Raw genomic sequence first — 25,695 nt, 5'->3', positions numbered from 1 at the left:
AAACCTGACGGCGATTTAGCTTCGATTTGCGATGTGCGACTTCAATGCGGAACTCCTCTGTTTAGGCGAAGGGATGATTTTTCACGGCCTGTCGCGCCGCAGCCGAAGCGCGTTGCCGACGACCGAAGCCGAACTCAGGCTCATCGCCAATGCGGCGATCAAAGGCGACAACAACCAGCCCGTGACCGGATACAAAACACCGGCAGCGATAGGGATGCCCAGCGCGTTGTAGAAGAACGCGAACACGAGGTTTTGCTTCATGTTGCGTACCGTGCTCACGGAGAGCGCACGCGCAACGACGATCCCGCGCAGATCGCCCTTGACGAGCGTCACTTGCGCGCTGTTCATCGCCACGTCGGTCCCAGTGCCCATCGCGATACCGACGTCCGCCTTGGCGAGAGCCGGCGCATCATTGATGCCGTCGCCGGCCATGGCGACGATGCGACCTTCTTTCTGAAGGCGTTCGATCAGCAAGAGTTTGTCTGCCGGCTTGACCTCGCCATGCACGTCGTCGATGTCGAGCCGCGCACCTACCGCCTTGGCGGTGGTCTTGCCATCGCCAGTCGCCATGATGACGCGCAGGCCCGCTGCCTTTAGCGCAGCAAGAGCTTCGGGCGTGCTGGCCTTGACCGGATCGGACACCGAAAGCAGGCCGGCGAGCTGGCCGTCTACGGCCAAGTACATGACACTGGCGCCCTCGGTGCGAAGCGTCTCGGCCTGCGGAACAAGCGGTGCGACCGACACGCCCACTTGCTCCATCAACACCGTATTGCCTAGCGCCAGTTGCTGGTGTTCCACGTTGCCACGCACGCCCAGGCCGGAACCCGACTCGAAGGTCTGAGGCTTGACGAGAGTCAAGCCTTGGGCACGTGCGGCCTGCACGATGGCTTCAGCCAGCGGATGCTCACTGCCTTGATCGAGGCTGGCAGCAAGGCGCAGCACCTCCTCGGCTGCGAAGCCGGCGGCCGGTATCACGCAGTTAAAGACGGGCCGCCCTTCGGTCAACGTGCCGGTTTTGTCGATAACCAGCGTGTCAACCTTGCGAAGATTCTCAATAGCCGCCGCGTCGCGGAAAAGAACACCCTGTGTTGCGGCACGGCCGGTTGCGACCATGATCGACATGGGTGTCGCGAGTCCTAGCGCGCAGGGGCAGGCAATGATCAACACAGCTACGGCATTGATCAGTCCGTAAACCCAAGAGGGTTGTGGCCCGAAAAATCCCCAGACGAAGAAAGTTGTGATGGCAATAGCAACGACAGTCGCCACGAAGTATCCGGCAACGATGTCCGCCATGCGCTGCATCGGCGCCTTGGAGCGCTGGGCCTGCGCAACCATCTGGACGATCTGCGACAACACGGTTTCCGATCCGATCCGCTCCGACCGCATGACAAGCGAACCATGGGTGTTGAGCGTCGCCCCGATGACCTTGTCTCCTTCGCGCTTGCTGACTGGCAGCGGCTCGCCCGTCAGCATGGATTCGTCCACCGAGCTGGTGCCCTCGAAGACCACTCCATCGACGGGGACTTTCTCACCTGGCCGAATGCGCAGCAGGTCGCCGACGTGGACATGGCTAAGCGGTATGTCCTCCTCGCCACCGTCAGCGCGGATGCGGCGCGCAGTCTTCGGGGCGAGCCCAAGCAAGGACTTGATTGCGGCGGAGGTCTGCGAGCGGGCTTTGAGTTCCAACACTTGGCCCAGCAGGGTGAGCGAAATGATGACGGCTGCGGCCTCGAAATAAACGCCCACGCGACCCATGGACATGAAGGACTTCGGAAACACCTCCGGCGCGACCGTTGCGACCACGCTGTAGATGAAAGCCGCGCCCGTGCCGAGGCCGATGAGTGTCCACATGTTCGGACTGCGATTGATTACGGACAGCCACCCGCGCGCGAAGAATGGCCATCCGGCCCACAGAACGATCGGCAACGACAGCACCAGCTCGACCCAGCTCTGCACCGTCATGTCCATGAGATGCAGGCGCTCGCCCAGCATTGCCAAGGCCAGGACCACCAGCGTCAGGGGCAGCGTCCACCAAAAGCGCCGTGAAAAGTCGCGTAGCTCCGGGTTATCGTCGTCGAGTTCGGGCAGTAGCGGCTCTAGGGTCATGCCGCATTTGGGGCAGGTGCCCGGATGATCCTGGCGGATCTCGGGATGCATCGGGCAGGTATAGACCGTCCCAGGTGCCACGACCGATGGCTGTTGAGCGGTTGGACTGGATTGATGGCAGCTGTGAGTGAGGGTGTCGTTTCCGGCGGTGCTAGAAATGTCGCTGACGTACCGTGCTGGATCGGCGTCGAACTTGCGCTTGCAGCCCGCGCTGCAAAAGAGGTGCGTGTGTCCGCGATGAATGGATCGGTGCGCCGACTGTGCAGTAACCGTCATGCCACAAACCGGGTCACGCCGCGTCGTATCAGTCGGCAATGCGGAATCGGATTGAGGCAGGCCATCGCCTTGTACGGGCACGCCGCCATCAGGGCTGTGGCTCCCAGGTGTCCCGAGGGCTGCAGCACTCAGGGGCACACCCTCTTGCGAATGAGCGTGTTTCGATGGCTTGCCAGGGTGGTTCATAGGGATGCTCCCAACCTTTTGGATGGACCAATGCCTACGCCCAGCCGCCGGCCAAGCGATGGCCGGCAGATAGAGGCGGCAGCCGAATGCCAGAAATGCCGGTCCCAATGAAATTCGTCATCGGGAAACTGTAGGTAGCGGCTGCTGTCGGGCGAATGACCTCCCCGTTACCTTTCTGTAATCGTTATGTCATTCAATTGGGCGCGCCGGCCGGCGATCCTGATACGTAGGCGTAGTCACGCCGCCGAACGTCAGGGCTTTACGGGCGCGATCGCGTCAGGACTGCTCCCGATAGGCACTGGGCTTCGGGCTCGACTGCTTGGCCCTGTGCAGCCGGTGCCGCATCAGAAGCTGGAACGCTGCGGGCAGCACGAGCATGGACAGCAGGGGCGCGGTAAGCATGCCGCCGACCATCGGCGCAGCGATGCGCTGCATCACTTCCGAACCGGCCCCGTGGCCGAGCAGGATTGGCAGCAGACCGGCCAGGATGACGGCGACGGTCATGGCCTTCGGCCGGACCCGCTGCACCGCACCTTCGCGGATCGCCTCGTCCAGTTCGGCCAAGCCCGCGTGCGGATCGGTGGCCATCCGGCGATCCCACGCGTGGCGCAGGTACAGCATCATCACGACGCCGAATTCGGCGGCGACCCCGGCCAGCGCGATGAAGCCGATCATCGTCGCCACCGACACCGCATGGCCGAGCAGCCAGATCAGCCACAGTCCGCCCACCAGCGCCAGTGGCACGCTGGCCATGATCAGCATTGCCTCGCTGGCTCGACGAAACACGACGTAGATCAATACCAACACGATCAACAATACGACCGGCACCACCAAGGTCAGTCGCTGCATTGCCTGCGCCAGATACTCAAACTGACCCGACCACGACAGCGTGACGCCTGGCGGCAGGCGCACCTCGCGGGCCACGGTCCGCTGTAGATCGGCCACCACCGCACCGAGGTCTCGGCCGGCGGTATCGACGTAGACATAGGTTGCCAGTTGACCGTTCTCGCTCTTCAGCATCGGCGGCCCGCCGACGACCTCAATATCGGCTACTTGGCCCAGCGTCAGCTGCGCGCCGTTTGCTGCGACGATCGGCAACTGCGCCAGCGCGGCCAGCGAGTCGCGCGCCGCGCGTGGATAGCGCAGTACGATCGGATAGCGCTCGCGCCCCGCGACCACCTGGTCGATCGGGTCGCCGCCAACCACCGTCGCCACCAGCTGCTGCACCTGCTGCTGGCTCAGTCCGTAGCGAGCCGCTTCGGCGCGGCGGACTCGCACGTCGATGTAGCGTCCGCTGGCGGCGCGTTCGGCAATCGCCGAGCCCACACCGGGTACGTTACGCGCGACCGCCTCGATCCGGTCGGCCACCGCTTGCAGGCTAGCCACGTCGCTGCCTAGCACCTTGATCCCGATCGGGCTCTTGATTCCGGTGGCCAGCATGTCAATTCGGTTGCGCAACGGCGGCACGAACAGGTTGGTCAGACCCGGCACGTGCACCGCTTGATTCAGCTCCATCTTGAGCTTGTCCATCGTCATGCCGGGACGCCACTGCGCTTTCGGCTTGAACGTGATCGTGGTTTCGAACATCTCTATCGGCGCTGGATCGGTGGCCGTGTCGGCACGGCCAGCCTTGCCGAACACATGCTCGACCTCAGGCACGGTCTTGATCATGCGATCGGTGAGCTGCAACAGTTGCGCGGCCTTGCCCGAGGACAGGCCCGGCAGCGCGGTAGGCATGTACAGCAACGTGCCCTCGTCCATCGCAGGCATGAACTCGCTGCCGAGCCGGCTAATAGGCAGCAGTGCGGTAAGCAGCAACAGTCCGGCCAGCGTAAGAGTCGTCTTCGGATAACGCAGCACCGCTTCCAGGATCGGCCGGTACAAAGCGATCAGGCCGCGGTTGAGCGGGTTGGCGTGCTCGGGCCGGATGCGCCCGCGGATCAGGTAGCCCATCAGCACCGGCACCAGTGTCACCGCCAGCCCGGCCGCTGCCGCCATCGCGTAGGTCTTGGTGAACGCCAACGGTTTGAACAACTTGCCCTCCTGCCCGGTCAGCGCAAACACCGGGATGAAGGACAGTGCGATGATCAGCAGGCTGACGAACAGCGCAGGACCCACTTCTGCCGCAGCCTCGGCGAGCAGCGACCAGCGCACCTGGCCCCGCGGTTCGTCGCCGCCGTGCGCGTCGCGCCAGTGCTCCAGATGTTTGTGCGCGTTCTCGATCATCACCACTGCGGCGTCGACCATCGCACCGATCGCGATGGCGATGCCGCCGAGCGACATCAGGTTCGCGGTCACGCCCTGCAGGTGCAGCGCGATGAAGGCGGCGAGCACGCCCAGCGGCAGGCTGACCACCGCCACCAGCGCCGAGCGCAGGTGGCCGAGGAACAGCAGGCAGACCAACGCGACCACCAGGAACTCTTCCAGCAGCTTGTCCCAAAGGTTCTCCACCGCTGCGTCGATCAACTGTGAGCGGTCGTAAGTCGGCACGATCTCGACGCCGGCCGGCAGGCTGCGCTTAAGTTCGGTGAATCTCGCCTTGACCGCCTCGATCGCGGCCTTCGCGTTCTTGCCCGAGCGCAGCACGACGATGCCGCCGGCCACTTCACCCTGGCCGTCCAGTTCGGCGACGCCGCGCCGGAAGCTCGGCCCACGCTGTACCGTGGCGACCTCGCGCAACAGCACCGGTACGCCGTTTGCACCGGTGGTGACGGGTACATTCTCGAAGTCCGTGCGGCTGCGCAGGTAGCCTTCACTGCGCACCATCAGCTCCGCCTCGCCTTGCTCGACCACCGAGCCGCCGCTGGCACCATTGGCCGCGCGCACCGCATCCACCAGTTGTGCAATCGTGATGCCGCGTGCGGCCAGCGCCTGCGGATCCGGCACGATCTGCCAGGCGCGCTCCATGCCGCCCAGGCTGGCCACCTCGGCCACGTCCGGAACGGTCTTCAGTTGGTAGCGTAGGAACCAGTCCTGCAGCGCACGCAACTCGCCGAGATCGTGCTGGCCGGTGCGATCGACCAGGGCGTACTCGTAGATCCAACCCAAGCCGGTGGCATCGGGTCCCAGCGACGGGTTGACCCCGGCCGGCAGGCGGTCGCGCACCTGGCTCAGGTACTCCAGCACACGCGAGCGGGCCCAGTACAAATCCGTGCTGTTGTCGAACAGCACATAGACGTAAGAATCGCCGAAGAACGAGTACGCACGCACTGTGCGGGCGCCAGGCACCGACAGCATCGTGGTGGCCAGCGGATAGGTGACCTGATCCTCCACCACCTGCGGCGATTGCCCGGCCCAACTGGTGCGGATGATCACTTGGGTATCGGATAAGTCCGGCAAAGCGTCCAGCGGCGTGCGCACGACCGAGAACACCCCGACCGCGGCGAGCGCCAGCGCGGCCAGCAGTACGAAAACGCGGTTCGCGATCGCCGCGCGGATGATGGCGGCGATCATGGGTGATCTCCCGGATGCGCGGGACGGGACGTGGCGTGATCCACCTCGCTTGAGGCCGGTACCGGCGATCCTCGTTCGTCACCCAAGCGTTCCAGCGCGCCGGACAGACTGGCCTCCGAATCGATCAGGAACTGGCCCGACACGACGACCTTCTCGCCACCGTGGAGGCCGGTCAAAATCTCCGTGAAGCCATCAGCCGAGCGGCCCGTGCGCACGGCGAGCGGGCGGAAATGGCCGTCTGCTTCCACCACGATCACCCGCGTCTGCTGGCCGGTTGCGATCAGTGCGTCGTCGGGCACCACTGGCAGCGCCTCGCCATCGGCCGGACGCAGTTGCACGACAACGAACATGCCCGGACTCAGCCGGCCATCCGGGTTTGCGAGTACGATGCGCGCTCGCTGAGTCCGCGTGACGTTATCGACATCCGGCAAAAGCGCCTCAACGCGGCCGTGAAACTCCTGACCGGGCAGTGCGTCGGCCGTGACGGTGACGGATGTACCGCCGCGCACGGCGCCTGCGACCGCCTGTGGCAGCGCCGCTTCGACCCAGACCGTAGCCAAGTCGCTCAACGTCATCAGCGTTTGCCCGGCGCTCACCCGCTGTCCCTCGCGCACATCCAGCGTGGTGACAACGCCCCTCCGAGGCGCATGCAGCGTGATCGCCGCTCCCGCACCGCCGCGTGCTGCGCGGATGTCCGCGGAATCCAGGCCCAGCACCTGTAGCCGCTCGCGCGCGGCGGCGCGCAGAGATTGCGCATCGGCTGACTGGGCGCCCTGCAGCGCGTCGTACTCGGCCAGCGCGCTGCTCCACTGCGGCGCCAGCAGCTCAGCCAGTGATTCGCCTTCTGACACTTGCGTGTACGGCGCACGTACCCGCAGTTTGCTGACCACCGCATCGACGCGGGCGCTGACCGTGACCGTCTCGCGGGAGTTCCATGCCACCGTGCCAGGGACTTTCACCACTGCGGACAGCACGCGGCGTTCGACCGGCGCGATGCGCACGCCCAGATTCTGCACGACGGCGGGATCGATGCGCACCACGCTCGGGTCCGTCGCGGCATCGGCATACTTCGCCACCATTTCCATGCCCATCGGCGACAGGCCCGGCTTGTCGAAATGTTGTTCCGGCACCATCGGGTCGTACCAGTACAGCACCTTGCGGGCAGCCGCCGACACAGGCGCCGACGGATGGGCTGTCATGGGCGCGGTGGCGGCCTGACGACGGCCACCGAAATACCCGACCACGAGCAATACGGCAGCCGCGATGACGGCGGCAAAGATGATCAACGGACGCTTCATGGCGTCACCTCCGCAGGAAGCAGGTAGGCAAGCGAGGCCCACAACCGTGCGCGTGATGCCAGCGCGTCAGCGTAGTTCAGGCGCAGCTCGATCTCGGCGCGGCGTGCATCCAGCCACGGTTGCAGCGAACTTCCGGCGCGGTAGCCGGCCAGCGCGGTTCGTGCGCGGTCGCGCGCGAGCGGCAGCAGGGTTTGCTGGTAGCGCTCGATCTGCCCATCCCAGCCTTGCCAGCTGGCAATCGCCCGCGTCACCGCTTCGCGCTGGGCGCGGCGCGCGTCTTCGTGATCGGCTTGCACGGCGTCGCGTTGCGCCAGGCGGGCGCTGATGCCGCGGTCCTGCCGGTCGTGCGTGAACAGCGGCAGGCTGACCCCTACCTCCAGCATCACCATGTCCGACATGCCAGGCGCGCGCTTGCCGTAGCTGGCACTCACGCTCCAGTCTGGGTGTTTCGCTGCGCGAGCCTGGTCAAGCGCCGCCTGCGCGAGTTGCTCACGCGCGGCCCACGCTTGAAGCGGCGCCTGTTGGTCAACGCTGGACACCAGGCGATCGGCGGTTACCGGCAGCCGGCTGAAGTCCTGCGTCGCGGCAAGCACGCCGGGCGGCACTCCCAGCCATCGTTGCAGGCCGGCTTGCGCAGCCGCCAGATCGGCGTCGGTCGCTTCCAGTCGATTGTCCAGCGCAGCGAGTTCGGCCTGCGCCGCCAGCGCATCGACGGCGCTGCCTTCGCCGCCGCGCAGGCGCGCTTGTGTGATCCGCACAGCCAGCGTCGCCTCGTCGTGCAGGTCGAGCAGCAGTCCACGCCGCTGCTCGATCGCCCACACGTCGATCCACGTATCGGCGATGCGTTCGCGCACGTTTTGCTCGACGGCCACGCGCTCGGCCTCCGCCGCGTCTACCTGCGCGGTGGCCAGCGACCGCTCGGCCGTGCGCGCTGCACGCGATGGGATCGCCTGCGTCACGCCGATGGTGCGCATGGTCATTCCGTCCGACCGCAAGCTGAATGCGCCCGGTTCGGTGACGGGAAAGTTGGAAAGCCCGAACTTCAGGGTGGGATCCGGCAACCGGCCAGCCCGCACGGCTTCCTCGTGCGCAGCCGCGGTGTCGCTGGCGCGCGCCTCGATTTGCGGCGCCCGCGCCAAGCCCTGCCGCACTGCCGCCTCCAGCGTCAGCGGTGGTTCGGCGGCATGCGCGATCGCAGCTGCCGCTCCCCACACGAACAAAGCCAAGGCCGTCACCCTCGGGTGACGGACGAAATGAATGGACAACATGGGTGAACACTCCGTTGATCTGCAATTCGCGCCGTGCCGTGCGGCATGGCGCCCGTCGGTGGATGCCGCGACGCGTCAGATCAAATGAGGAGTGAGCAGAACAACAATCGGGGGGGTACGAGTGGCGGCGCGCAGAAGCGGTTGCGTCGAATCAGGCTTCGCTCCGACGGCAACGCCACGATGGCTATGGACAGCACTTCCGGTGGCAACATGGCCAGCGTGCTGAACGGTACCGAGGCGGTGCGCATGTCCGCCTGCGTGGCATGGTCGGGCTGGCAGTGTGGGCGACAGAGCGGATCGGCCGCCGGCGCTGCCATACCCTCGCAGCCGTCGCCCATCCTCGCCATCGCAGACGTATGCGCCGCGGCCGCGGCCGCGCCAACCGCTGCCGGCACGGCCCCACACGCGTAGGCTGCCATCGCTACTTGCTGCCATAACAACAGCAGGGCCACCAGCCACGACAGACGGCGACGAGTACGAGGGCGGAATGCGCGTTTCATGCCCGAGTCACGATAGTGCATTCCCGTCGGGTGCGTCATTGATCCAAGTCAAACGGACAGCGCGGCGCAACCGATGTGCGGCGGGCGCTCGTCCTCGCGGCCCATGGCTCGCAAAGACCAGGATCGGGCCATCGCAGGCGATCAGCACCACATCGTAGCCTTCGGGCCGCACCCATCTCCGTGATCCTACAGTGCAGGCGACGGCAGCGAGCGGCCGTTGGCGTCAAGCACGTCGAGCACCATCATCAATCCGCCTCCGCCTTGCTGTTCCTGGTTGTTGTTGGTCGTGTGATGCGGGATATGGCAGTGCACCAGCCAGCGACCTGGCTTGCGCGCGGTCCAGATGACGTCGTACCGCTGGCCGGGGCCGACATTCACGGTGTCGGCCTGGAACTGGGCATCCGGCGGCAGATCCACCCCATCGCGGGCGACCACGGTGAACGGGCCGCCATGAATATGCATCGGGTGCACGAAATTGGTGTTGCTACCGACGAAACGTATCTTGATCGTTTCGCCCAGGCGCATCTTTACCCTGTCGGTGGACGGATAAGCCTTGCCGTTGATCGTGAAATAGTTGGGCAGACCGCCTTCCATGTTCATTGCCGGATAGGTGACGCCGTCACGCACGAGCCACTCCTGCAGCAAGAGGGTGTACTCGTGATCGGCTTTCACTTCTTTCGCTGGATCAGCCGCGGCCGTTGCCTCTTCGGATGGCAGATTCAATGCGGCGAGACGCTTGAGGTTGTCCGGGTTATGGGTGGGGTGCACGATCAGTGCACCATATAGGCCGAGGCTCTGCTGGCGATCCGGATGATCGTGCGAGTGATAAAAGTAGGTGCCTACCTGCGCGACCACATAGTCGTATGTGAAGGTGGCGCCGGGCGCGATCGGCTTCTGCGTGACCACGGCCGGACCGTCCATCGTGTTGGGCACAATCAGTCCATGCCAATGCAGCGTGGTCGATTCGGGCAAGTGGTTGGTGACTACGAAACGAACGTGATCGCCTTGTTCAAGTTCGATACGCGGACCGGGCACCTGGCGATTGACCGCGTAGGCGTTTACCGGTCGATCGGCGAGGATGTTCCACTGGATCACTTCGAGATCGAGGTGAAACACCTTTACCCCGTCAACGATCTGCGGTTGCAGCGGGCGATCGCCCTGCGCATCCACTGCGGCGGTGTACACGCTATCGCGCGGATCGATGGCTGCCATGTCGCGCATGGTCGCGGCCGGCGTCTCCTGCGTGGTGATCATGCCCGGCGGCATGATCAGCCTGCCGACCTCGTGAGCGGACAGTCGCATGTTGAAGAAGGCTGAGGGAAACGTCGTGCCCGCGATCAGCATCAGACCGGTGAAGGCAGTGACCGCCACCAGCTGTGCGCGTGTCGGCTTCTTGTCTCCGCCGTGCATGCTGTGGTCCGAGGGAGCCCCGCGCTTGTCGTCATCCTTTCCCATGGTCGCTGACATCGTCATGTGGCCGGCGTCCATCGAGGCCATCGCCCCATGATCGTGTGACGCGCCTTGCGACATCTGAGATGGCTCATCGTGTCGTGCACTGGCAGGAGGGCGTACCGTCATCAGCCCATGCTTCATGCCGCGCGCCACCAGCCACACGTTGACCGGATAGCACAACGCGTAACCGGCCGTGACGCCGAGCGACATCACGAACCAGAACAGCGGTTCGCCCGGCCACATCGCCCGCATGTCGCGTCCCATCATGAGAACCACCATGACCGGTGCCATACCGGCCATCATCGCGTTCATCGAAATGAACTCAGGCATGAAGGACTTTCGCACGTTCTCCACGTACGAACCGCCCATCATCTTTCGCATGAACAGCGACTGGAAAATCAGCAAGCCGAACAGGAAGCCGGCCGCGTATTCGATAATGAGATCGACCCACATCGGCAAGCCGATCAGCGACACCACAACGGCCGCCAAGATAATGCCGGTGGCGTCGCCGGCGACGCAGTGCACGGCCGAGCCCACACCCTGCTTCCACAGTGGCCGCACGAACGCTTCGTGCGTGCCCGGCGTCGGCTCCTTGTCCGCCATCACGTAGAGCAGCAAGCCGATCGGCCCCATGTACAGCGTCACCAACACGAAGCCCCACTTCATCACGGTGGGTTCGGGATTACCGCGGAACTGATCCCATGCGACGTATGCAGCGGAAAGCACCGCGATTGCGAGCCACGCATAGACGAAAACATCAATCGGTTGGATCAGCATGTCGGCATCCTAGATTCTGCGCGCCGGCGGCACCCGTTCCCATCGGGGCTAGCACCGCCATACATCAAAGTCGACCAACCTTGCCGGAGCGCGGGAATGCGCGGGCAAGCCATTGCTTCATGATCATTCCCCCGACACCGGTGTGGATTGCCACTGGATCGAAACGATCTTCCAGTTCTTGCCGTCCTTCTTGAGGCTGAGCACTTCGCGGCTGCGCAACGTGGTCGGCTTGCCCTTGAGCGTGGTCTGGATGTCACTCTCGCTGCCGACCATCGCGGTACCGCCCATGGGCATGGAACCGAGCGAGACAGGTGTGATTTTCGCGTTCTTCAGGAATGCGATGTCCTCGCCGAGGTGGCCATTGGCGTAGTCGTCACGCGTCTGGATACGGCCGCCCTCACTGATGGTGGCGTTGGCTGCTAGCAGCGCGAGTGCGCCTGCGCGGTCGCCGTGCTGCAGGGCCTCGTGGAACGCCTTGGCCACGGCCTCTGCCTCCGGCACCGCCTTCGGTTTCATACCGTCCAGCGACAACGGTGCTTCGGCTGCGGGCGCAGCGGCTGCCGTGTGACCGTGCCCGTCTTCTGCTGCCGCTTTATCGTTGTGATCAGCGTCGCCGGACATGTCCATCCCCTGCATGTCTGGTGCTGCGGCATGAGCGCCCTCGTTGGCGTGGCCGCCATGACTGTGGGCATGATCGCCCTCGTCGTCCATATCCATGTCCTCATCCGGCGGCGCCTTGGCCACGATGGCTTTGTATTCGGCCGGCGTCATGCCAGGCAGCTTCTCCAGAAAGGCCACCATGCTCCAGATGGTCGGGTCGTCGTGGCCGGCCTTGCCCCACGCCGGCATCGCGCTCATCTTGATGCCGTGCTTGATCACCCAGAAGGCGTCCTTCGGATCGACGTGCACCTTGGAGAGGTTGGGAGGCTGCGGGTACATGCCCACCCGCAGCTCGGAGTCGTTCACACCGGGCGAAAGATGGCAGCCCGTGCACATCGCCGCGTACTGGCCGGCGCCTTTCAGGATCAGTTGCGGGTCTTCGAGGTTGGGTACGCTCAGATCGTTCGAGCGCAGGTGGATCGAGCGGTTCCGCAGGGTTTGCAGCACGGCGAACACCGGCTTGGTGTGATGGTCGTCCGCGCCGATGTTATAGAGGCCGGAATAGACGAAGGCGCCGGCACCGACGGCCAGGACCCCCAAGGTGACGGCGACCGTGATGAGGTATGCGCTGTGCTTTTTCATAGGTCAATCCCTCAGAACCAGAAGCGGACGCCGGCCACGATCTGCCGGTCGAGTACGGGTTCGTGATCCTGCCGAGCGTAGTCGGCCGTGGTGCCGACACGGCGGACCCAGCTCACGCCGATGTACGGAGCAAACTGGCGGTGGATCTCGTAGCGCAGGCGCAGGCCGAACTGCACATCGGACACGCCACTGCCGATGCGTCGTAGCGGGTCGTCCTTGCCGTACAGGTTGATCTCGGCTTCCGGCTGCAGGATCAGCCGCTGGGTGAACAGCAGTTCGTATTCGGCACGCAGGCGCGCGGCGGTGCGACCGCCGGCGCCCACGTAAGCGGTGGCCTCCAGCTCGAACCAGTACGGCGCCAACCCCTGCACACCGAACGCGGCCCATGTCCGCTTCGGGCCCTCGCCGAAATCCTGGCGCGCGCCGAGCTGGGTGCCCCAATAGGTGGCAATGCTGTGATTCCAGAAGGCTTCCAGCCCACCATCGTCCAGCTTTCCGCGGCTGCGTTCGCCTTCCGTACGAATCCACAGCTTGTTCGTGTCGTTGCCGTACCAGCCTTCGGCTTCCCAGGCTTGACCATTCGCGTCGCGGCCGTGGAAAGCCTCCAACTGGTCGATCAGCAACATGCCCAGCGGCGTGTTGTCGGCCATGTCCATGCCCTGCATGGAGCCGTAGCCCACACCGTCGGAATAGTCGGGACTACGCGCATCAGGGGGCGGGCTGCCACCTTGCATGGGGCCCATCGTCATTCCCGACATCGCGCCCATGCCGGCCATGCCGCTCTGGTCCTTCTGCGACATCGCACCATGATCCATGCCGGCCATGCCAGCGTGATCCATTCCTTTCATCGCCTCCGGACTCATGCCGGTCATCGACCCGTGATCCATCCCCGACATGTCGCCGGTCGTTGTCGTCGATGCAGCCGGGTTGGCGGGTTTCTGCATGCCCTGCATGCTGTCGTGATCCATGCCGGGCATGGCGCTGTGGTCCATACCTTCCGCGCCGTTCATGGGGCTGGGAGCGGAGGTCGCCGGAGCGGGAACGGGTTTCTTCTTAGCCTTCTTGACGGGCGTTTTCGTCGCCGGTTTTGCTGTGCTGCTCGGGGCTGCGGGCGTCGGCATGCCGGACATGCTGCCGTGTTCCATGCCGGGCATGGAACTCATATCCGTGGACGAGGTACCGCTCGCAGGCGGTGCGCTCTGCGCCATGACCGCCAGAGGAAATGCCAGCAACAGCGCGGCCAGCAACGCCGAACGATGCGGAACAATTAGGTCGTCGCGACGAGGCATGTTCATGACACCACCACCTCGCGGAACATGCCCGCTTCCATGTGATACAGCATGTGGCAGTGATAGGCCCAGCGACCGAGGTTGTCGGCGCTCACTCCGTAGGTAATGCGCTGCGCGGGTTGCACGTTGATGGTGTGCTTGCGCACCTGGAATTTACCGTCCGGGCTTTCCAGCTCGCTCCACATGCCGTGCAGGTGGATCGGGTGGTTCATCATGGTGTCGTTGACCAGCACCACGCGCAGTCGCTCGCCGCTGCGGAAGTGCACTGGCGTGGCGTCGGAGAACTTCACGCCGTCGAACGACCACATGTAGCGCTCCATGTTGCCGGTGAGGTGCAACTCGATCTCGCGGCTGGGTTCCCGTTTGTCGATGGAGCCGCCCAGGGTGTGCAGGTCGGCGTAGGTGAGCACGCGGCGGCCGTTGTCGCGCAAGCCCGTGCCCGGATCGTCGAGGTTGGTACGCGGCATGTCGACGTGCATGTCGACGCCGGGATTGTGGTATTCGGTGCGGGCATGGCGCACCACCGGTGCGGCCGCCGCTGCCATGCCGCTCATGTCCATGCCGGTCATGCCCTGCATCCCGGTCATGCCCGACATCCCTTGCATATCGCCGTGTCCGGCGCTGCCCTGCGCCATCGCGCCCATCATGTCCACCATGCTCACGGGCATGCGCGGATCCATTGCCGGCACGGTCGCTTCCATGCCGATTCTCGGCGCCAACGTGCCGCGCGCGTAGCCTGTGCGGTCGATCGACTGGGCGAAGATCGTGAACGCCCGGTCTTCCTGCGGCTCGACGAGCACGTCGTAGGTCTCCGCCACTGAAATGCGGAACTCGTCGACTGGCACCGGCGCCACGTCCTGGCCATCGGCGGAAATCACCGTCATCTTCAGGCCGGGAATTCGCACGTCGAAAATCGTCATCGCCGAGCCGTTAATGAAGCGCAGCCGGACCTTTTCACCGGGCTTGAACAGGCCGGTCCAGTTGCCCGCCGGGGCGGTGCCGTTCATCAGGTAGGTATAGGTGTAACCCGAGACGTCGCTGAGATCCGTCGGATTCATGCGCATCTGATTCCACATCTTGCGCTCGGCCAGCGCCTGACGAAGCCCCCGATCGCGTACGTCGCGGAAGAACTCGGGTGCGGTGGGCTGCGCGAAGTTGTAGTAATCGCTCTGGCGCTTCAGCGTGGCGAAGATGTGCTCGGGGCTGGCGTCGCTCCAGTCGTTGAGCATCACCACGTAGTCGCGGTCACTCGGGTTGCGCTCCGGTCCGGCCGGGTCGATCACCAGCGAACCGTACAGGCCGGTCTGTTCCTGGAATCGCGAATGTGAGTGGTACCAGTAGGTGCCGCTCTGGCGTACCGGGAAGCGATAGGTGAAGGTTTCGCCCGGCGCAATGCCGGGGAAGCTGATGCCCGGTACGCCATCCTCGCGGAAGGGCAGGATGATGCCGTGCCAGTGAATGGACGTGGGTACCCGCAGCCGGTTGGTCACCCGCAGCGTGACGGTGGTGCCTTCCTTCCAGCGCAGGGTCGGCCCCGGAATGCCGCCATTGACCGTGGTGGCGACCCGTGGCCGGCCGGTGTAGTTGACCATCGTCTCGGCGATATCCAGCGCAAAGTCGGTCCCGCTCAGGGTGGCGGGCTGACCCGCGCTGGCCAGCGCCCAGGCTTTTGACGGGCGCAGCAGACCGAGCGCGGCGACCGTGCCGCCGAGGGCGAGACCATGGACGAAACGACGCCGCGACAAGTCCATCGGGGGCGGGTAAAGGGATTTCATGCGGCTCCTCTAGAGTCATCGCTTTGACTTAGCTGTGGGTCCGCCGCGAAGCTGGGTGCAGAAAGGCGCGGTCTAACACCACCGGTCAATCGTAGGGAGCGGCCGCTGTCGAACCAGTGACGCGATGATTACATTGATGTAATACTTTCGTCATGTTGGCGGCAGGAGCGCTAAGCTAGCTTCCACGCGAATGGACAAAAATCCCAACGTGACTTGCGAAGTTCGAAGACGCGAGCACGACAAACTGGTGTGAGTGTGCGATGAAGCTGCTGGTCGTCGAGGACGAGAACAAAACTGCGGACTACGTCCGCCAAGGCTTGGCCGAAGCCGGCTTTACCGTTGACCTTGCCCGCAACGGGCTCGATGGCCACCACATGGCCATGAACGAGCACTACAACCTCGTCATTCTGGACGTCATGTTGTCTGGAATGGACGGATGGCAAATCCTTCGGGAGATCAGAGCCTCCGGCAGCCAAGTCCCCGTGTTGTTTCTCACTGCGCGCAGCAACGTGGACGATCGTGTCCAGGGCTTGGAACTCGGCGCAGACGATTACCTGGTCAAGCCGTTCGCATTTTCCGAGCTGCTGGCTCGCGTACGCACCCTGCTGCGCAGGGGCATTGCACCCATGCACCATGATCGTATCCAGATAGCAAATCTTGAGCTGGATTTGGCGCGCCGGCGTGCAACGAGAGCAGGACGCAGGATCAATCTGACGAACAAGGAGTTTGCGTTGCTTGAGCTGTTGGCGCGGCGTCAGGGCGAGGTGCTCCCTCGTTCCCTGATCGCTTCTCAAATCTGGGACATGAATTTCGACAGTGACACCAACGTGATCGATGTTGCCATTCGCCGGCTACGCGCAAAGATCGACGACAACTTCGAGCCAAAGCTCATCCAGACCGTGCGGGGAATGGGCTACATGTTGGATGTTCACGATGACGGCTAGACTCGCCATTTTCCGTCGTCCTGCGTCGCTGGCATTGCGCGTGACCACGCTCGTCGGGGTGGCCATGACGGTCGTATTCCTGGCCTTCAATTGGGTCAGCGACCAGTCCCTCAAACAGCACTTTGCAGAAATGGACGGAGACGAGTTGAACGTCGTATTCAACTCCGTCGTCCGGGCGTTGCGCGAAGTGGATTCTGACGCCGATAAAACCGCTCTCCAGCGCGCCGTGAGAGGACATCACGGAGTTTATTACTACGTGGCAGATGCGAACGGCAACACGGTTTATGCGGAAGACATTGGTCCGGACCTGTCACGGCTGGTCGCGATCAGCAAACCTGTCGATCATGTAGACAATCGGAACCTGAAGATCTGGCAGGAGGGCGGGAAGTCCTACCGCGGAGCCGTTGTTCGTGTGGAAGCGAATGCCGACCATAAAGCCTATCTCGTAGCCGTTGCGGCAGACATCGGCATACATCTTGTCTTTCTCAAAAGTTTCGAACGGATGCAGATATGGGCGGTTTTCATCGTCATGTGCATCGCGATACTGGTCGCATGGCTCGCGGTGCAATGGGGACATCTTCCGATACGAAAGACGAACGCGGAGATCCGCAAAATTAGCTCGTCAAAGCTGGACATGAGGCTGAATCCCAAGGACGTCCCGATCGAACTTGAGGAACTGGTCATCTCGTTCAACGACGTGCTGGGACGGATTGAAGACGGTTTCGCGCGGTTGGCGAATTTCTCCGCCGATATCGCCCACGAATTGCGGACCCCGACGACCAATTTGACGACGCAGACCGAAGTGGCGCTTAGGCAAAGCCGGTCCACCGCGGAGTACCGTGAAATCCTTTACTCAAACCTGGAAGAGTTGAACCGCATGAGTCGAATGATCAGCGATATGCTGTTCCTCGCTCAGACGGAGAACGATCCGCGGAATCTCCATCTAACGGATGTGGATCTGGCGGAACTGGTCAAAGGGATATTCGAGTATTTCGAGGCATGGGCGGAAGATCGAGAAGTGTTGTTGCAACTTCACGGATGGGCTGCGCCGATTCGAGCAAACCGAGAAATGTTGCTTCGCGCACTGAGCAATCTCTTGTCGAACGCGATTCGCTATACGCCACGGGGCGCATCGGTCACGGTGAGACTGGTCCAAGGCGTATCCGCCACCACCGTCACGGTCGAGAATCCTGGCGATAAGCTCCCTCCAGAAGTCTTGCCACGACTTTTCGACCGCTTCTATCGCGCCGATCCCTCGCGTCAGCGTAAAGGAGAGGGAGCCGGCTTGGGGCTTGCCATTGTCAAATCAATCGTTGAAGCACATGGAGGCAAGGTGCTCGTAACGTCTGACGATGCGATGACTAAGTTCCAGGTTACGTTGCCCCATATCGCAGCGACCATTCGTCCGGCGTCAGGAAAGCTCTAGCCGATACATCTTCATTGTGCGTCAAGAAAGGGCCGGCCCGTGTTGCCGACCGATCTCCGATGTTGTCGTACCAGCGCGTTCTATCGCTTATGGAAGGCAAATCCATCGCCCCTTAAAAGCGTGTCGGCTCGGTTCCGATCTCGGGTACCGATCCTAAGGCCGCCTCTTCAAAGAGGCGGTTTTCTTCTTGTGCGCTTGGTCGCTCGGCCGCGCTGGACTCCTCGATCCCAATCGGGGGGCGTCGATCTTCGACGGCAACGAAGGGGACGCCGCCATGCTGGTGTTCGCTGGCTCAATTGATGGAGGGTCCGCGACTCCGACCGAACTCCCAAGATACGTTGCTGCCCCTTACCGTCGCGGCAAGCTGCTGTCCTAGCCTCTGGTCGATTACCGGCTTCCACGGCACCAAACTGAATCCCTTGCCGTCATCGAGCATCGCGTAGCGCCCGCTGGCGAGCGTGAGGCTGCGGCGGTAGATGCCCGCCGCGCGCTCGCCGTCGGCTAGCGGCCGATGTGTCAAGCCAGTTTCCGCCGCGATTTCCTGCGCGACCTTCGCCAGCTCGCGGCCGCGCAACGTCGCCAACAGGTTCCGCGGCAGGATCACCCGCTGCCCGCGATGCTCGGCTAATCCCTGTTCGGCCAGGAAGTCGGCGCGCTGGCGCAGCGCGTCCTTGATCTCGGCACCGAAGCCCAAGTCGCCCAGCCCCTTGCCACCGCCGACCAACTGCTGGTCGAGCCAGGTGGCACCGATCACGCGCACCTGCCGTTCGATCGGCAGGTGCGATTTCAGATCCACCGCCACGCCGCCGCCAAGACGCTGCGCGTCGTACTGGCGGCCTCGTTCGGCCAGGTCGCCGGGGACGCGCCAGACGCCTTCGGCCTCGCGCTCCACGATGCCGGCGCGGCGCAGGGCTTCGAGACGGCGCACATGCGCGGCCACGACCTCGCGCGGGTCGCGGTCGGGCGTGACTTGGCCTTGGGCGACGGCCAGGTGATGATCGGCGCGGTACACGCCATCGACGACGAGCGCGGCGATGTTGCGGTCGGCGGCGCGTACGTCGGCCGCGCCTTTCACTTCCACCACGGCACCGGCCGGGTACTGCTCCAGCTCCGACCTCGGCGGCAGCGCGACGTAGTACGCCTTGCCGTCGGTGCCATCGACGATCAGATAGCCCTTGTCGTACAGCTCGTCGGCCAGCCCCTTGCCGGCGACTCGGCCGACAAGCGTGCGGCCGTCGTTGTTCGGTTCGAACACGGCCAGCTCGCGAGACTTGCCACTCATCGCTCGCTGCATGGTGCGGATGATGTCGCCGCGCTCGCCCATCGCCCGCAAGGTCGGTTCGGCCTCGGCATGGATGGTCCACACTCCGGGCTGCGGCTCGGTCGCCAGACCCATGCGCTGCAAGCGTTGCAGGCGGCCGATCAGCACTTGCCGCTGGCGTTGCAGACGAGGTTCGGCGAAGCGTTCGACGCGCACCAGGCCGTCGTCGCCGGCCTCGCGCTGCAAGGTGCGATCCAGCCCCGTCCATCGCTCCTGTTCCACCTCGCGCTGGATGGCGCGCTGCATCTCCAGCTCGGTACGCGGCCCCAGCCATTCGGTCGCCAGCTCCGACGCCCGCCGGCGCATCCCCTCGGCGATGTAGTCGCGCGAAATGATGAGGTCTTTGCCGGTGTCGTCCTTGCCGCGCAGGACGACATGCGAGTGCGGGTTGTCCGTGTTCCAGTGATCGACCGCCACCCATTCCAGCCGCGTGCCCAGGTCGGCCTCCATGCGCGCCATTAAGTGCCGAGTGTAGGTGCGCAGGTCGTCGAGCTGTTCGGCATCCTCCGGCGAGACGATGAACCGGAACTGGTGGCGATCATCGGCGCCGCGCTCTTTGAACGCTTCGAGGTCGGCATCGTCGGTCGTCGGCCCGTAGGCACGGCCCGGCCCGCCCTGGCGATCGACGCCTTCGCGCTCAATGTAGCGTAGGTGCGCAACGGTCGAACGTGGCCCGGCCTGCGCCAGATTCACCAGCCGGGCCTTGATTGTCACGCGCCGCGCATTTGCCCCAAGTCCCCGCCCGGCGAAGCGCGCCGCGACGTGGCCGCGGCCCAGCCGGGAACCGGGGCGCTGCCCGACCTTGCCGGCCGCCTTGCCGAGCTTCGCGCCGGCCTTGCTGGTCTGGCGCAGCACCTTGTTGATGAAGGCATCGCCGCGCTGTTTCGGCGCACCGGGACGGACGCGGAAGCGGTCGTCGTCGCGCTGGCTCATGGCGTAGCTCCATCCAAGACCGGCGCAGTCCAGCGGACGAAGCACGCGACTTCGCCCATGCGAATGCGGCATTGCGCACCGTCGCGGCACGCTGCCACCCCCTGGTGCGTGCCGCGCCACCCCCATGTGCAGACACGGTTTTCAAGCGGCCATGTGCCGCGACCTTTTATCTTGCCTTCCGCCTTCGCCCTGCGCTGACGCTCCGGGCATCGGCGGCCCGGCGGCGCTGCGCTGCTTGCAGCCAGCGCGCCGGCGAACGCGGCCACGGCCGCAGGCCGGGCGCGTCCGAGGCAAGACGCCTGCACGTGGGGACGCCGCGCCGGATGTTGCGCGAAGTGCGGCGCGGATGCGTTCGCACGACACGCGCTACGACACGGCGACGGCCAGCGGACCGACACGCCGGATGGCACGATAAAGCGCAGCGAATCGGCGGCCATCATCGGCGTGTCTCCAGCCAGAGCGGATGCGCGACGCCGAGCGCGGCGGATGCGGGTATCGGGCCGAAGTAGCGGCTGTCGAACGACGCCGGGTTGGTCACGCTCAGCAGGAACAGCTCGCCCGATTCGAGGCGGCGGCATTGCTGCCAGGATGGCAGCGGCCGCCCCATGCGGTCGGACGGCAAGACGGCGGCCACCGGCACGCCGTCGATGCGCACGCTGCGACCGACGATGCACACCTGCTGCGGCGCGACCGCACCGATGCGTTTGAGCAGCGGTACGCGCGTCGGCAAGTAGCCTCGCTGCGCGGCCAGCGCAGCAGCGGCGGCCGGCAGCGGGACGAGCACGATGCTGTCCACGGACAACGGACGTGGCAGCGCGTCGGTGCGATGTTCGAGCGGATCGACGCGATACCAGCCGACCGCCACGCTGTCGGATGGGTTGTAGGTCAAACGCGGCAGCGGCGACACGAAGGACGCCCAGGCCAGCGCAGCGAAGCCACAGGCGGACAGAGCCGCCAGCACGATGCGAGCGCGTCGGCGCGAGCGAGGATGCGGTGTGGTGCTGGATGGGGAAATGGCCGTCATGGCAGCGCCCTCCCTGCCAGCCAGGCGGCGTGCCGCTCGGCGGTGTATGCGGGCACCGGCAAGCGTGCAGCGAGCCGGTTGCCGAGCGTGCGCCAGTACGCGGGCGACACGTCGGCAGGCGCGATGCCCTGCACCTCGATGGCGTCGAGCTGTGCCAGCACCGCGCGCACGGCGGGTTCGCCCTCGGCGTGCAGCAGCAAGCGCGCGCCGGGCAACACGCCTGGGATACGCTGCGCCGCGTCCAGCGGCATGCAAGCCTGCATCACCATGAGCTGCCAGCGGGTCGTGCCGTAGTCGTTCGCCTGCCAGCGGATACGGCAGAACATCGCACCCGGCAGGAACACCGCGACACGCCGCCAGCGGTCGAGCCGGACGATGCGCGACGGCTCGCCGAAGCGCAGGTAGAGGTCGATACGCTGCTCAACGTGGACAAGCGAAACGCGAGTCAGCGGCGCGACGCCGGCCTGGCCGGCGAGCAGCGCGGGCGACGGCGGCGGCGCAGCCGTGGCCGCCAGAGCGGATGCTTTCATGAGGTCTTCTCCGGGAACTCGCGTTCCAGCAGCGCGCGCAGCAGCTCGGCGACGGTCACGCCTTGCGTGAACGCCGACACCTTGATGCGGGCGCGCATCGCGGGCGTGATGTCGAGGGTCAGGCGTGCGGTGTAGAGGTCGCCTTTCTGGAGGCCGTCGGCGTCGCCTTGGCGAACCCACGCCTCGGCGTGCGGGTTCGCCGGCGGACGTGCGCCGATGGCGATGCGTTTGCCGTTGCGCTGGTTCATGTCGGCCACCGCAGCAGCTCGTCGGTCAGCGCGGCGATCTCGCGCGCGGCGGCGCTGTCGGGCGCCGTCTCGCGTGCGAGCCGGCCAGCGGCCACGCTGTCGGCGAACACGATGCGCTGATGCACTTCCGAGTGCAGCGCGGGCAGCGGCTGCTCGGCGAGCGCGCCGCGTGCCTCGCGACCGATGATGGTGGTGCTGACACGCCGATTGACGACAAAGGCCGCGCGCAGCGCCGGCCGGAACACCTGCGCTTCGCGGATCAGCGCGACCATCTCGGCAGAGGCCCACAGGTCGTAGGGGCTGGGCTGCACGGGAATCAGCACGCGCTCGGCCGCCAGCAACGCGGAGCGCGCAAGCGCGGCGATGCGCGGCGGGCCGTCGATGACGACGTGGTCGGCGCGGCGGGCCAGCTCCGGCGCTTCCTGGTGCAGCGTCTCGCGGGCGAGGCCCACGGCGCTGAACAAGCGCGGCAAGCCTTGCTGTGCACGCCGCTGCGTCCAGTCCAGCGCCGAGCCTTGCGGGTCGGCATCGAGCAGAACGACGTGCTGACCGCGCATTGCCAGCTCGCCGGCGATGTGCGTGGCAAGCGTGGTCTTGCCGACGCCGCCTTTCTGGTTGAGCAGCGCGACGATCATGCCGCGGCCCTCCGTGTTGGCTGGCCGGCCGGAGCGTGCCGTTTCGTGGTTGTCCACCGAAACGGCGCGCTCTTACCAAGAGTTAGAGTCTTTAAGTTAGGGAAGTTAGAGCACGCCGAAACCCGCGCCAGCATTGGCTTTCCGGCGATTTCGCACGCCTGATAGCACGAGTGGGACACGCCCGATAGCACGATACGCGGCACGCCCGATAGCACGAGGCCGTCCACACGATTTCCCCGAGTTATCCCCGTGCCGTGACCGGCACGGGCCGGAAGGTCAGCAGTTCCATGCCGCTGCCCGGCATCCGCTCGATGCCGAGCACGTAGCCGGGCAGCGACTGGCGCGCGACCAGTACGCGCAGGTCGCAGGCGAAGTCGTAGGGCTTCGCCGTGCTGCCGGATTTCTTGTGCAGGTGCCGGAAGTCGAATTGCCAGCCACCAGGCTGCTTGCCGCCGTGCTTGCGCACGAGCCGGTACAGCCACCGCTCGATGCCGCCGGTCAGCCGGAAATACGCCGGGTCGATGGTCAGCACCAGGGCGGCGTCGAGCACGCCGGCATAGAACCAGTCCGGCAGGATCAGCTCGATGCCCAGCGGCGTGCCGCGGGCATCGGCCAGCTCCTTCCATTCGTTGATCCACGAAAAGCGATGCAGGCGCCGCCCGGTCGTCTCGCGGATGGACGTCGCCACGGTGGTCGATTGCAGCCGGTCGAGCGCGGCCTTGAGGCGCTGGTAGTCGCGCAGCGACACGCCGCGTCCGATGAAGCGCAGGATCTCGTAAGGCGTCGCGTGCATCAGGCGCGACGGGCGCAGACCCGCGTCGCGCGCTTCCACGATCTGCGAAGCCGCCCAGATCAGCACGTCCGCATCCCAAATCGTGGCGATACCGTGTTCCTGCGTGCCCTCCACGCGCACCGTGACGCCGCCGGCGCGGAAGTCGATCGGCGCGGTGCGCCGCGACTTCGCCAGCGAGAAGAACGGAAAGGCCATCAAGTCCTGGCTGTCGCGCGGCGCCATGCCGTCGCCCGGCAAGGCGCGGAACAGGTCGAGCTGTTCCCGCTCCCGCGATGGGCTGGGCATGACGATGGCCACCGGCGAGCCACCGATCAGCGCGCACGGCTGTCGGCCGAGTGGTGCTCGGCGTATTCGGGGTCGGAGGTGGCCTCGAAGCTGCGCTGGTCGGCCCAGGCATCGAGGTCGGCCACCGCGTACATGACGCGGCGGCCGAACTTGCGGAACTTCGGCCCGCCGCCGATCACGCGCTGCTTTTCGAGCGTGCGCGGCGACAGCCGCAGGTACTCGGCGGCTTCGTCGTTGGTGAGGTAGCGCTGGGGTTGTGCGGGCGTGGTGGTGGCAGCGGCAGCAGGCCGCAAGGGGGCGGGTCGCATCGAGTGAACCTCCATCGGTCAGAAGCGCCGGCAGCACCAGCGCAGCCGGATGGAGGCAGTCTCAAGATAGCGATGCGTTGCGCGGAGGGTCGTCTTGCAGCGCAGGCAAAGCGACCCTCCCCAGGTCATTCGAGTTGCGCAAGGCGGCGGTAGCCGCCGCGCATCAGCGATCGGCCGCGCCGAACGAGGCGGCGCACGCGCGAGCGCAGGCCGCCGTCGGCGTACCAGCCGGCGGTCACGGCTTCGGCGCCGAACAGTCCTTCGGCCGTTTCGCGCAAGGACGCGCCCGCGAGGGTCGCGTCGAGCGCCTGCAAGGTGTGCAGCTCCAGCAGCGCGGCCGGCGTGGGCCGGGAACGGGCCGTCGCCGCAGGTGCGTCGTCCGCGGTCGCCAGCTTATCCAGCTCGGCCGTGATCGTGCGGTAGCTCGCGCAAGGCGCGACGCACGCGCGGATGGCGTACAGGTAGGCCATGCCATCGGCCAGGCCCGGCGCCAGTGCGAGTCGCAGGCAACAGCCGGGCCAGCGCGCCGTCAGCACCAGACGCTTGCCGTCATGGAGCAGATGCTTGTGGCCGGGGATGCGCCAGAACTCGAAGGCGTCCGCCTGCGGCGGCGGGTCGGCATCCGGGTAGAGCTGGAGCACGCCGGCATGGTCGGGGAACCAGTCCGGATGTGCATCGCGTGCATCCAGTGCGGGGTCTTCCAGCAGGCGCAGCCCCCAGGCGTGCGCCGCCTCTGGCTGGCGGCGACGGCGTAGCCAGTCGCGCCGGTAGTCGGGATGGCGACGCAGGTACTCCCAGGCGAGCGCGGGACCGTCCAAGTGCAGCACGTAGAGATACGCGGCAGTCGGATACCAGGCTTCGGCGCTTCGATCGGCCATGACGCGACCTCCTATTCAACAGGAACGTCGCCACGGGCGTTGAACGCGGGAGCTAAGGCTTCAGCAGCATCGAAGTGGTATCAGAAGGCGTAAGCTGAAATTGTGAAAAGCGGTCGACACCGATTAGCTCCGAAGTTTGCATAAGTCGTCCGAGTGCGACGGCTGCGCCGCGTAGAAATGGCGCGCAACGCCACACACCCTGCCGAAAGCCACGTCGCGCACCATGTCTTTTTTGGTCAGGATCGCACCCGACTGGTGCAAGGACGCCGATCCAGACCTTGGCCGTCTTGAGCTAGATCGAAAAAGACACAATGCGCCCCGATTAGTCGGGGATGGAGCCATCGCGCTGCGCCAGCCTGACGTATTCCGAAAGCGGCCGTGCCGCGTGGAAATAGAAGTCGCGCCGGACCGGCCGCTGCTGCGGCCCGACGATGCCCGCCAGGTCGGATAGCTTGATCGTCCCCAGCGCCGGCATCCCAATACCGAGGTCGATCAGCCCCCAAGCGGTATCCCCATCGACAGGATCGAGCGCGGCCAACAGCCAAGTCGCGTGCGCATCCGGCGTAAACAGTCGCACCGCTGGTATTGGGTCGATGTTCTGACCATCGGCGAGCGCTGCGCCGACGGCGAGCAGCTGCACCCGTTGTTTTTCGGTGACGAGCGGCTGGATCAAGGCCGGTACCCCCACGAATCCGACGATGCGCAGATGCGCTTTTCCGCGAAGGCGCAGAACCAAGGAAGCGGATGC

General features: G+C 65.2%; 20 protein-coding genes. 2 read left to right on the top strand and 18 right to left on the bottom strand.

The window, feature by feature from the left end:
* Positions 1 to 81 precede the first annotated feature (81 nt).
* The 9 genes from BDW41_RS03790 to BDW41_RS03750 all read right to left on the bottom strand — a co-directional run bounded on the left by BDW41_RS03790 (position 82) and on the right by BDW41_RS03750 (position 15,622).
* Complete coding sequence (locus tag BDW41_RS03790; RefSeq protein WP_074546721.1) at positions 82 to 2,568, bottom strand: heavy metal translocating P-type ATPase; 2,487 nt, start codon at positions 2,566 to 2,568, stop codon at positions 82 to 84.
* 276 nt (positions 2,569 to 2,844) lie between these two features.
* Positions 2,845 to 6,021: a CusA/CzcA family heavy metal efflux RND transporter gene (locus tag BDW41_RS03785; RefSeq protein WP_074546720.1), complete on the bottom strand. Its 3,177-nt coding sequence runs from the start codon at positions 6,019 to 6,021 to the stop codon at positions 2,845 to 2,847.
* A complete protein-coding gene (locus BDW41_RS03780; protein WP_074546719.1) occupies positions 6,018 to 7,319 on the bottom strand; it encodes an efflux RND transporter periplasmic adaptor subunit in 1,302 nt (433 codons plus the stop codon). The genes BDW41_RS03785 and BDW41_RS03780 overlap by 4 nt, the downstream gene beginning before the upstream one ends.
* A complete protein-coding gene (locus BDW41_RS03775; protein ID WP_074546718.1) occupies positions 7,316 to 8,587 on the bottom strand; it encodes a TolC family protein in 1,272 nt (423 codons plus the stop codon). Before BDW41_RS03775 ends, BDW41_RS03780 begins: the two co-directional genes overlap by 4 nt.
* Positions 8,588 to 8,667: 80 nt before the next feature.
* Entirely contained in the window at positions 8,668 to 9,087 is a 420-nt protein-coding gene (locus tag BDW41_RS03770; RefSeq protein ID WP_074546968.1) for a hypothetical protein, read from the bottom strand.
* 186 nt (positions 9,088 to 9,273) lie between these two features.
* Positions 9,274 to 11,316, bottom strand: a complete 2,043-nt coding sequence (locus BDW41_RS03765; RefSeq protein WP_074546717.1) for a DUF4396 domain-containing protein — start codon at positions 11,314 to 11,316, stop codon at positions 9,274 to 9,276.
* 123 nt (positions 11,317 to 11,439) lie between these two features.
* Positions 11,440 to 12,558 carry a c-type cytochrome gene (locus tag BDW41_RS03760; protein WP_074546716.1) on the bottom strand — a complete coding sequence of 373 codons (1,119 nt, stop codon included), beginning with the start codon at positions 12,556 to 12,558 and terminating at the stop codon, positions 11,440 to 11,442.
* An 11-nt stretch (positions 12,559 to 12,569) separates the two neighbouring features.
* Positions 12,570 to 13,853 (bottom strand): copper resistance protein B, encoded by a 1,284-nt coding sequence (locus BDW41_RS23650; protein ID WP_233496762.1) that lies wholly within the window; start codon positions 13,851 to 13,853, stop codon positions 12,570 to 12,572.
* Entirely contained in the window at positions 13,850 to 15,622 is a 1,773-nt protein-coding gene (locus tag BDW41_RS03750) for a copper resistance system multicopper oxidase (protein ID WP_074546715.1), read from the bottom strand. Before BDW41_RS03750 ends, BDW41_RS23650 begins: the two co-directional genes overlap by 4 nt.
* A 260-nt stretch (positions 15,623 to 15,882) precedes the next feature.
* On the opposite strand from BDW41_RS03750, the gene BDW41_RS03745 reads away from it, so the two are divergent.
* Together BDW41_RS03745 and BDW41_RS03740 are read left to right on the top strand one after the other, a co-directional pair.
* Positions 15,883 to 16,566, top strand: a complete 684-nt coding sequence (locus BDW41_RS03745; RefSeq protein ID WP_074546714.1) for a heavy metal response regulator transcription factor — start codon at positions 15,883 to 15,885, stop codon at positions 16,564 to 16,566.
* On the top strand, positions 16,556 to 17,992 hold the full coding sequence (locus BDW41_RS03740) for a Cu(+)/Ag(+) sensor histidine kinase (protein WP_074546713.1): 1,437 nt from the start codon (positions 16,556 to 16,558) through the stop codon (positions 17,990 to 17,992). Before BDW41_RS03745 ends, BDW41_RS03740 begins: the two co-directional genes overlap by 11 nt.
* Before the next feature lie 292 nt (positions 17,993 to 18,284).
* On the opposite strand, the gene BDW41_RS03735 is transcribed toward BDW41_RS03740, so the two are convergent.
* From BDW41_RS03735 to BDW41_RS03685, 9 genes are all read right to left on the bottom strand, one after another.
* Positions 18,285 to 20,246: a relaxase/mobilization nuclease and DUF3363 domain-containing protein gene (locus BDW41_RS03735; protein ID WP_074546712.1), complete on the bottom strand. Its 1,962-nt coding sequence runs from the start codon at positions 20,244 to 20,246 to the stop codon at positions 18,285 to 18,287.
* Positions 20,247 to 20,682: 436 nt separating this feature from the next.
* The gene (locus BDW41_RS03725; protein ID WP_074546710.1) at positions 20,683 to 21,270 is read right to left on the bottom strand and encodes a S26 family signal peptidase; all 588 of its coding nucleotides are present in this window, start codon (positions 21,268 to 21,270) and stop codon (positions 20,683 to 20,685) included.
* A complete protein-coding gene (locus BDW41_RS03720) occupies positions 21,267 to 21,800 on the bottom strand; it encodes a DUF2840 domain-containing protein (RefSeq protein WP_074546709.1) in 534 nt (177 codons plus the stop codon). Before BDW41_RS03720 ends, BDW41_RS03725 begins: the two co-directional genes overlap by 4 nt.
* Entirely contained in the window at positions 21,797 to 22,048 is a 252-nt protein-coding gene (locus BDW41_RS03715) for a chromosome partitioning protein ParB (RefSeq protein ID WP_074546966.1), read from the bottom strand. Before BDW41_RS03715 ends, BDW41_RS03720 begins: the two co-directional genes overlap by 4 nt.
* A complete protein-coding gene (gene parA, locus BDW41_RS03710) occupies positions 22,045 to 22,683 on the bottom strand; it encodes a ParA family partition ATPase (protein WP_074546708.1) in 639 nt (212 codons plus the stop codon). Before parA ends, BDW41_RS03715 begins: the two co-directional genes overlap by 4 nt.
* Before the next feature lie 241 nt (positions 22,684 to 22,924).
* The gene (locus BDW41_RS03700) at positions 22,925 to 23,761 is read right to left on the bottom strand and encodes a replication initiator protein A (RefSeq protein WP_199535269.1); all 837 of its coding nucleotides are present in this window, start codon (positions 23,759 to 23,761) and stop codon (positions 22,925 to 22,927) included.
* A 26-nt stretch (positions 23,762 to 23,787) separates the two neighbouring features.
* Positions 23,788 to 24,069, bottom strand: a complete 282-nt coding sequence (locus tag BDW41_RS03695) for a helix-turn-helix domain-containing protein (protein ID WP_199535268.1) — start codon at positions 24,067 to 24,069, stop codon at positions 23,788 to 23,790.
* A 125-nt stretch (positions 24,070 to 24,194) separates the two neighbouring features.
* Positions 24,195 to 24,947 carry a DUF2285 domain-containing protein gene (locus BDW41_RS03690; RefSeq protein WP_074546704.1) on the bottom strand — a complete coding sequence of 251 codons (753 nt, stop codon included), beginning with the start codon at positions 24,945 to 24,947 and terminating at the stop codon, positions 24,195 to 24,197.
* A 322-nt stretch (positions 24,948 to 25,269) separates the two neighbouring features.
* Complete coding sequence (locus tag BDW41_RS03685; RefSeq protein WP_074546965.1) at positions 25,270 to 25,620, bottom strand: DUF2958 domain-containing protein; 351 nt, start codon at positions 25,618 to 25,620, stop codon at positions 25,270 to 25,272.
* Between the last annotated feature and the right edge of the window lie 75 nt (positions 25,621 to 25,695).

Source organism: Dyella sp. AtDHG13 (genome assembly GCF_003201105.1).
Taxonomy (GTDB): Bacteria; Pseudomonadota; Gammaproteobacteria; order Xanthomonadales; family Rhodanobacteraceae; genus Dyella; species Dyella jiangningensis_B.
This window is presented reverse-complemented; position numbering and strand designations above follow the sequence as displayed.

Excerpts from the sequence above, each read along its gene's own strand:
- BDW41_RS03790 (WP_074546721.1), bottom strand. The coding sequence starts at position 2,568 with ATGAACCACCCTGGCAAGCCATCGAAACACGCTCATTCGCAAGAGGGT.
- BDW41_RS03785 (WP_074546720.1), bottom strand. The coding sequence starts at position 6,021 with ATGATCGCCGCCATCATCCGCGCGGCGATCGCGAACCGCGTTTTCGTA.
- BDW41_RS03780 (WP_074546719.1), bottom strand. The coding sequence starts at position 7,319 with ATGAAGCGTCCGTTGATCATCTTTGCCGCCGTCATCGCGGCTGCCGTA.
- BDW41_RS03775 (WP_074546718.1), bottom strand. The coding sequence starts at position 8,587 with ATGTTGTCCATTCATTTCGTCCGTCACCCGAGGGTGACGGCCTTGGCT.
- BDW41_RS03770 (WP_074546968.1), bottom strand. The coding sequence starts at position 9,087 with ATGAAACGCGCATTCCGCCCTCGTACTCGTCGCCGTCTGTCGTGGCTG.
- BDW41_RS03765 (WP_074546717.1), bottom strand. The coding sequence starts at position 11,316 with ATGCTGATCCAACCGATTGATGTTTTCGTCTATGCGTGGCTCGCAATC.
- BDW41_RS03760 (WP_074546716.1), bottom strand. The coding sequence starts at position 12,558 with ATGAAAAAGCACAGCGCATACCTCATCACGGTCGCCGTCACCTTGGGG.
- BDW41_RS23650 (WP_233496762.1), bottom strand. The coding sequence starts at position 13,853 with ATGAACATGCCTCGTCGCGACGACCTAATTGTTCCGCATCGTTCGGCG.
- BDW41_RS03750 (WP_074546715.1), bottom strand. The coding sequence starts at position 15,622 with ATGAAATCCCTTTACCCGCCCCCGATGGACTTGTCGCGGCGTCGTTTC.
- BDW41_RS03745 (WP_074546714.1), top strand. The coding sequence starts at position 15,883 with ATGAAGCTGCTGGTCGTCGAGGACGAGAACAAAACTGCGGACTACGTC.
- BDW41_RS03740 (WP_074546713.1), top strand. The coding sequence starts at position 16,556 with ATGACGGCTAGACTCGCCATTTTCCGTCGTCCTGCGTCGCTGGCATTG.
- BDW41_RS03735 (WP_074546712.1), bottom strand. The coding sequence starts at position 20,246 with ATGAGCCAGCGCGACGACGACCGCTTCCGCGTCCGTCCCGGTGCGCCG.
- BDW41_RS03725 (WP_074546710.1), bottom strand. The coding sequence starts at position 21,270 with ATGACGGCCATTTCCCCATCCAGCACCACACCGCATCCTCGCTCGCGC.
- BDW41_RS03720 (WP_074546709.1), bottom strand. The coding sequence starts at position 21,800 with ATGAAAGCATCCGCTCTGGCGGCCACGGCTGCGCCGCCGCCGTCGCCC.
- BDW41_RS03715 (WP_074546966.1), bottom strand. The coding sequence starts at position 22,048 with ATGAACCAGCGCAACGGCAAACGCATCGCCATCGGCGCACGTCCGCCG.
- parA (WP_074546708.1), bottom strand. The coding sequence starts at position 22,683 with ATGATCGTCGCGCTGCTCAACCAGAAAGGCGGCGTCGGCAAGACCACG.
- BDW41_RS03700 (WP_199535269.1), bottom strand. The coding sequence starts at position 23,761 with ATGCCCAGCCCATCGCGGGAGCGGGAACAGCTCGACCTGTTCCGCGCC.
- BDW41_RS03695 (WP_199535268.1), bottom strand. The coding sequence starts at position 24,069 with ATGCGACCCGCCCCCTTGCGGCCTGCTGCCGCTGCCACCACCACGCCC.
- BDW41_RS03690 (WP_074546704.1), bottom strand. The coding sequence starts at position 24,947 with ATGGCCGATCGAAGCGCCGAAGCCTGGTATCCGACTGCCGCGTATCTC.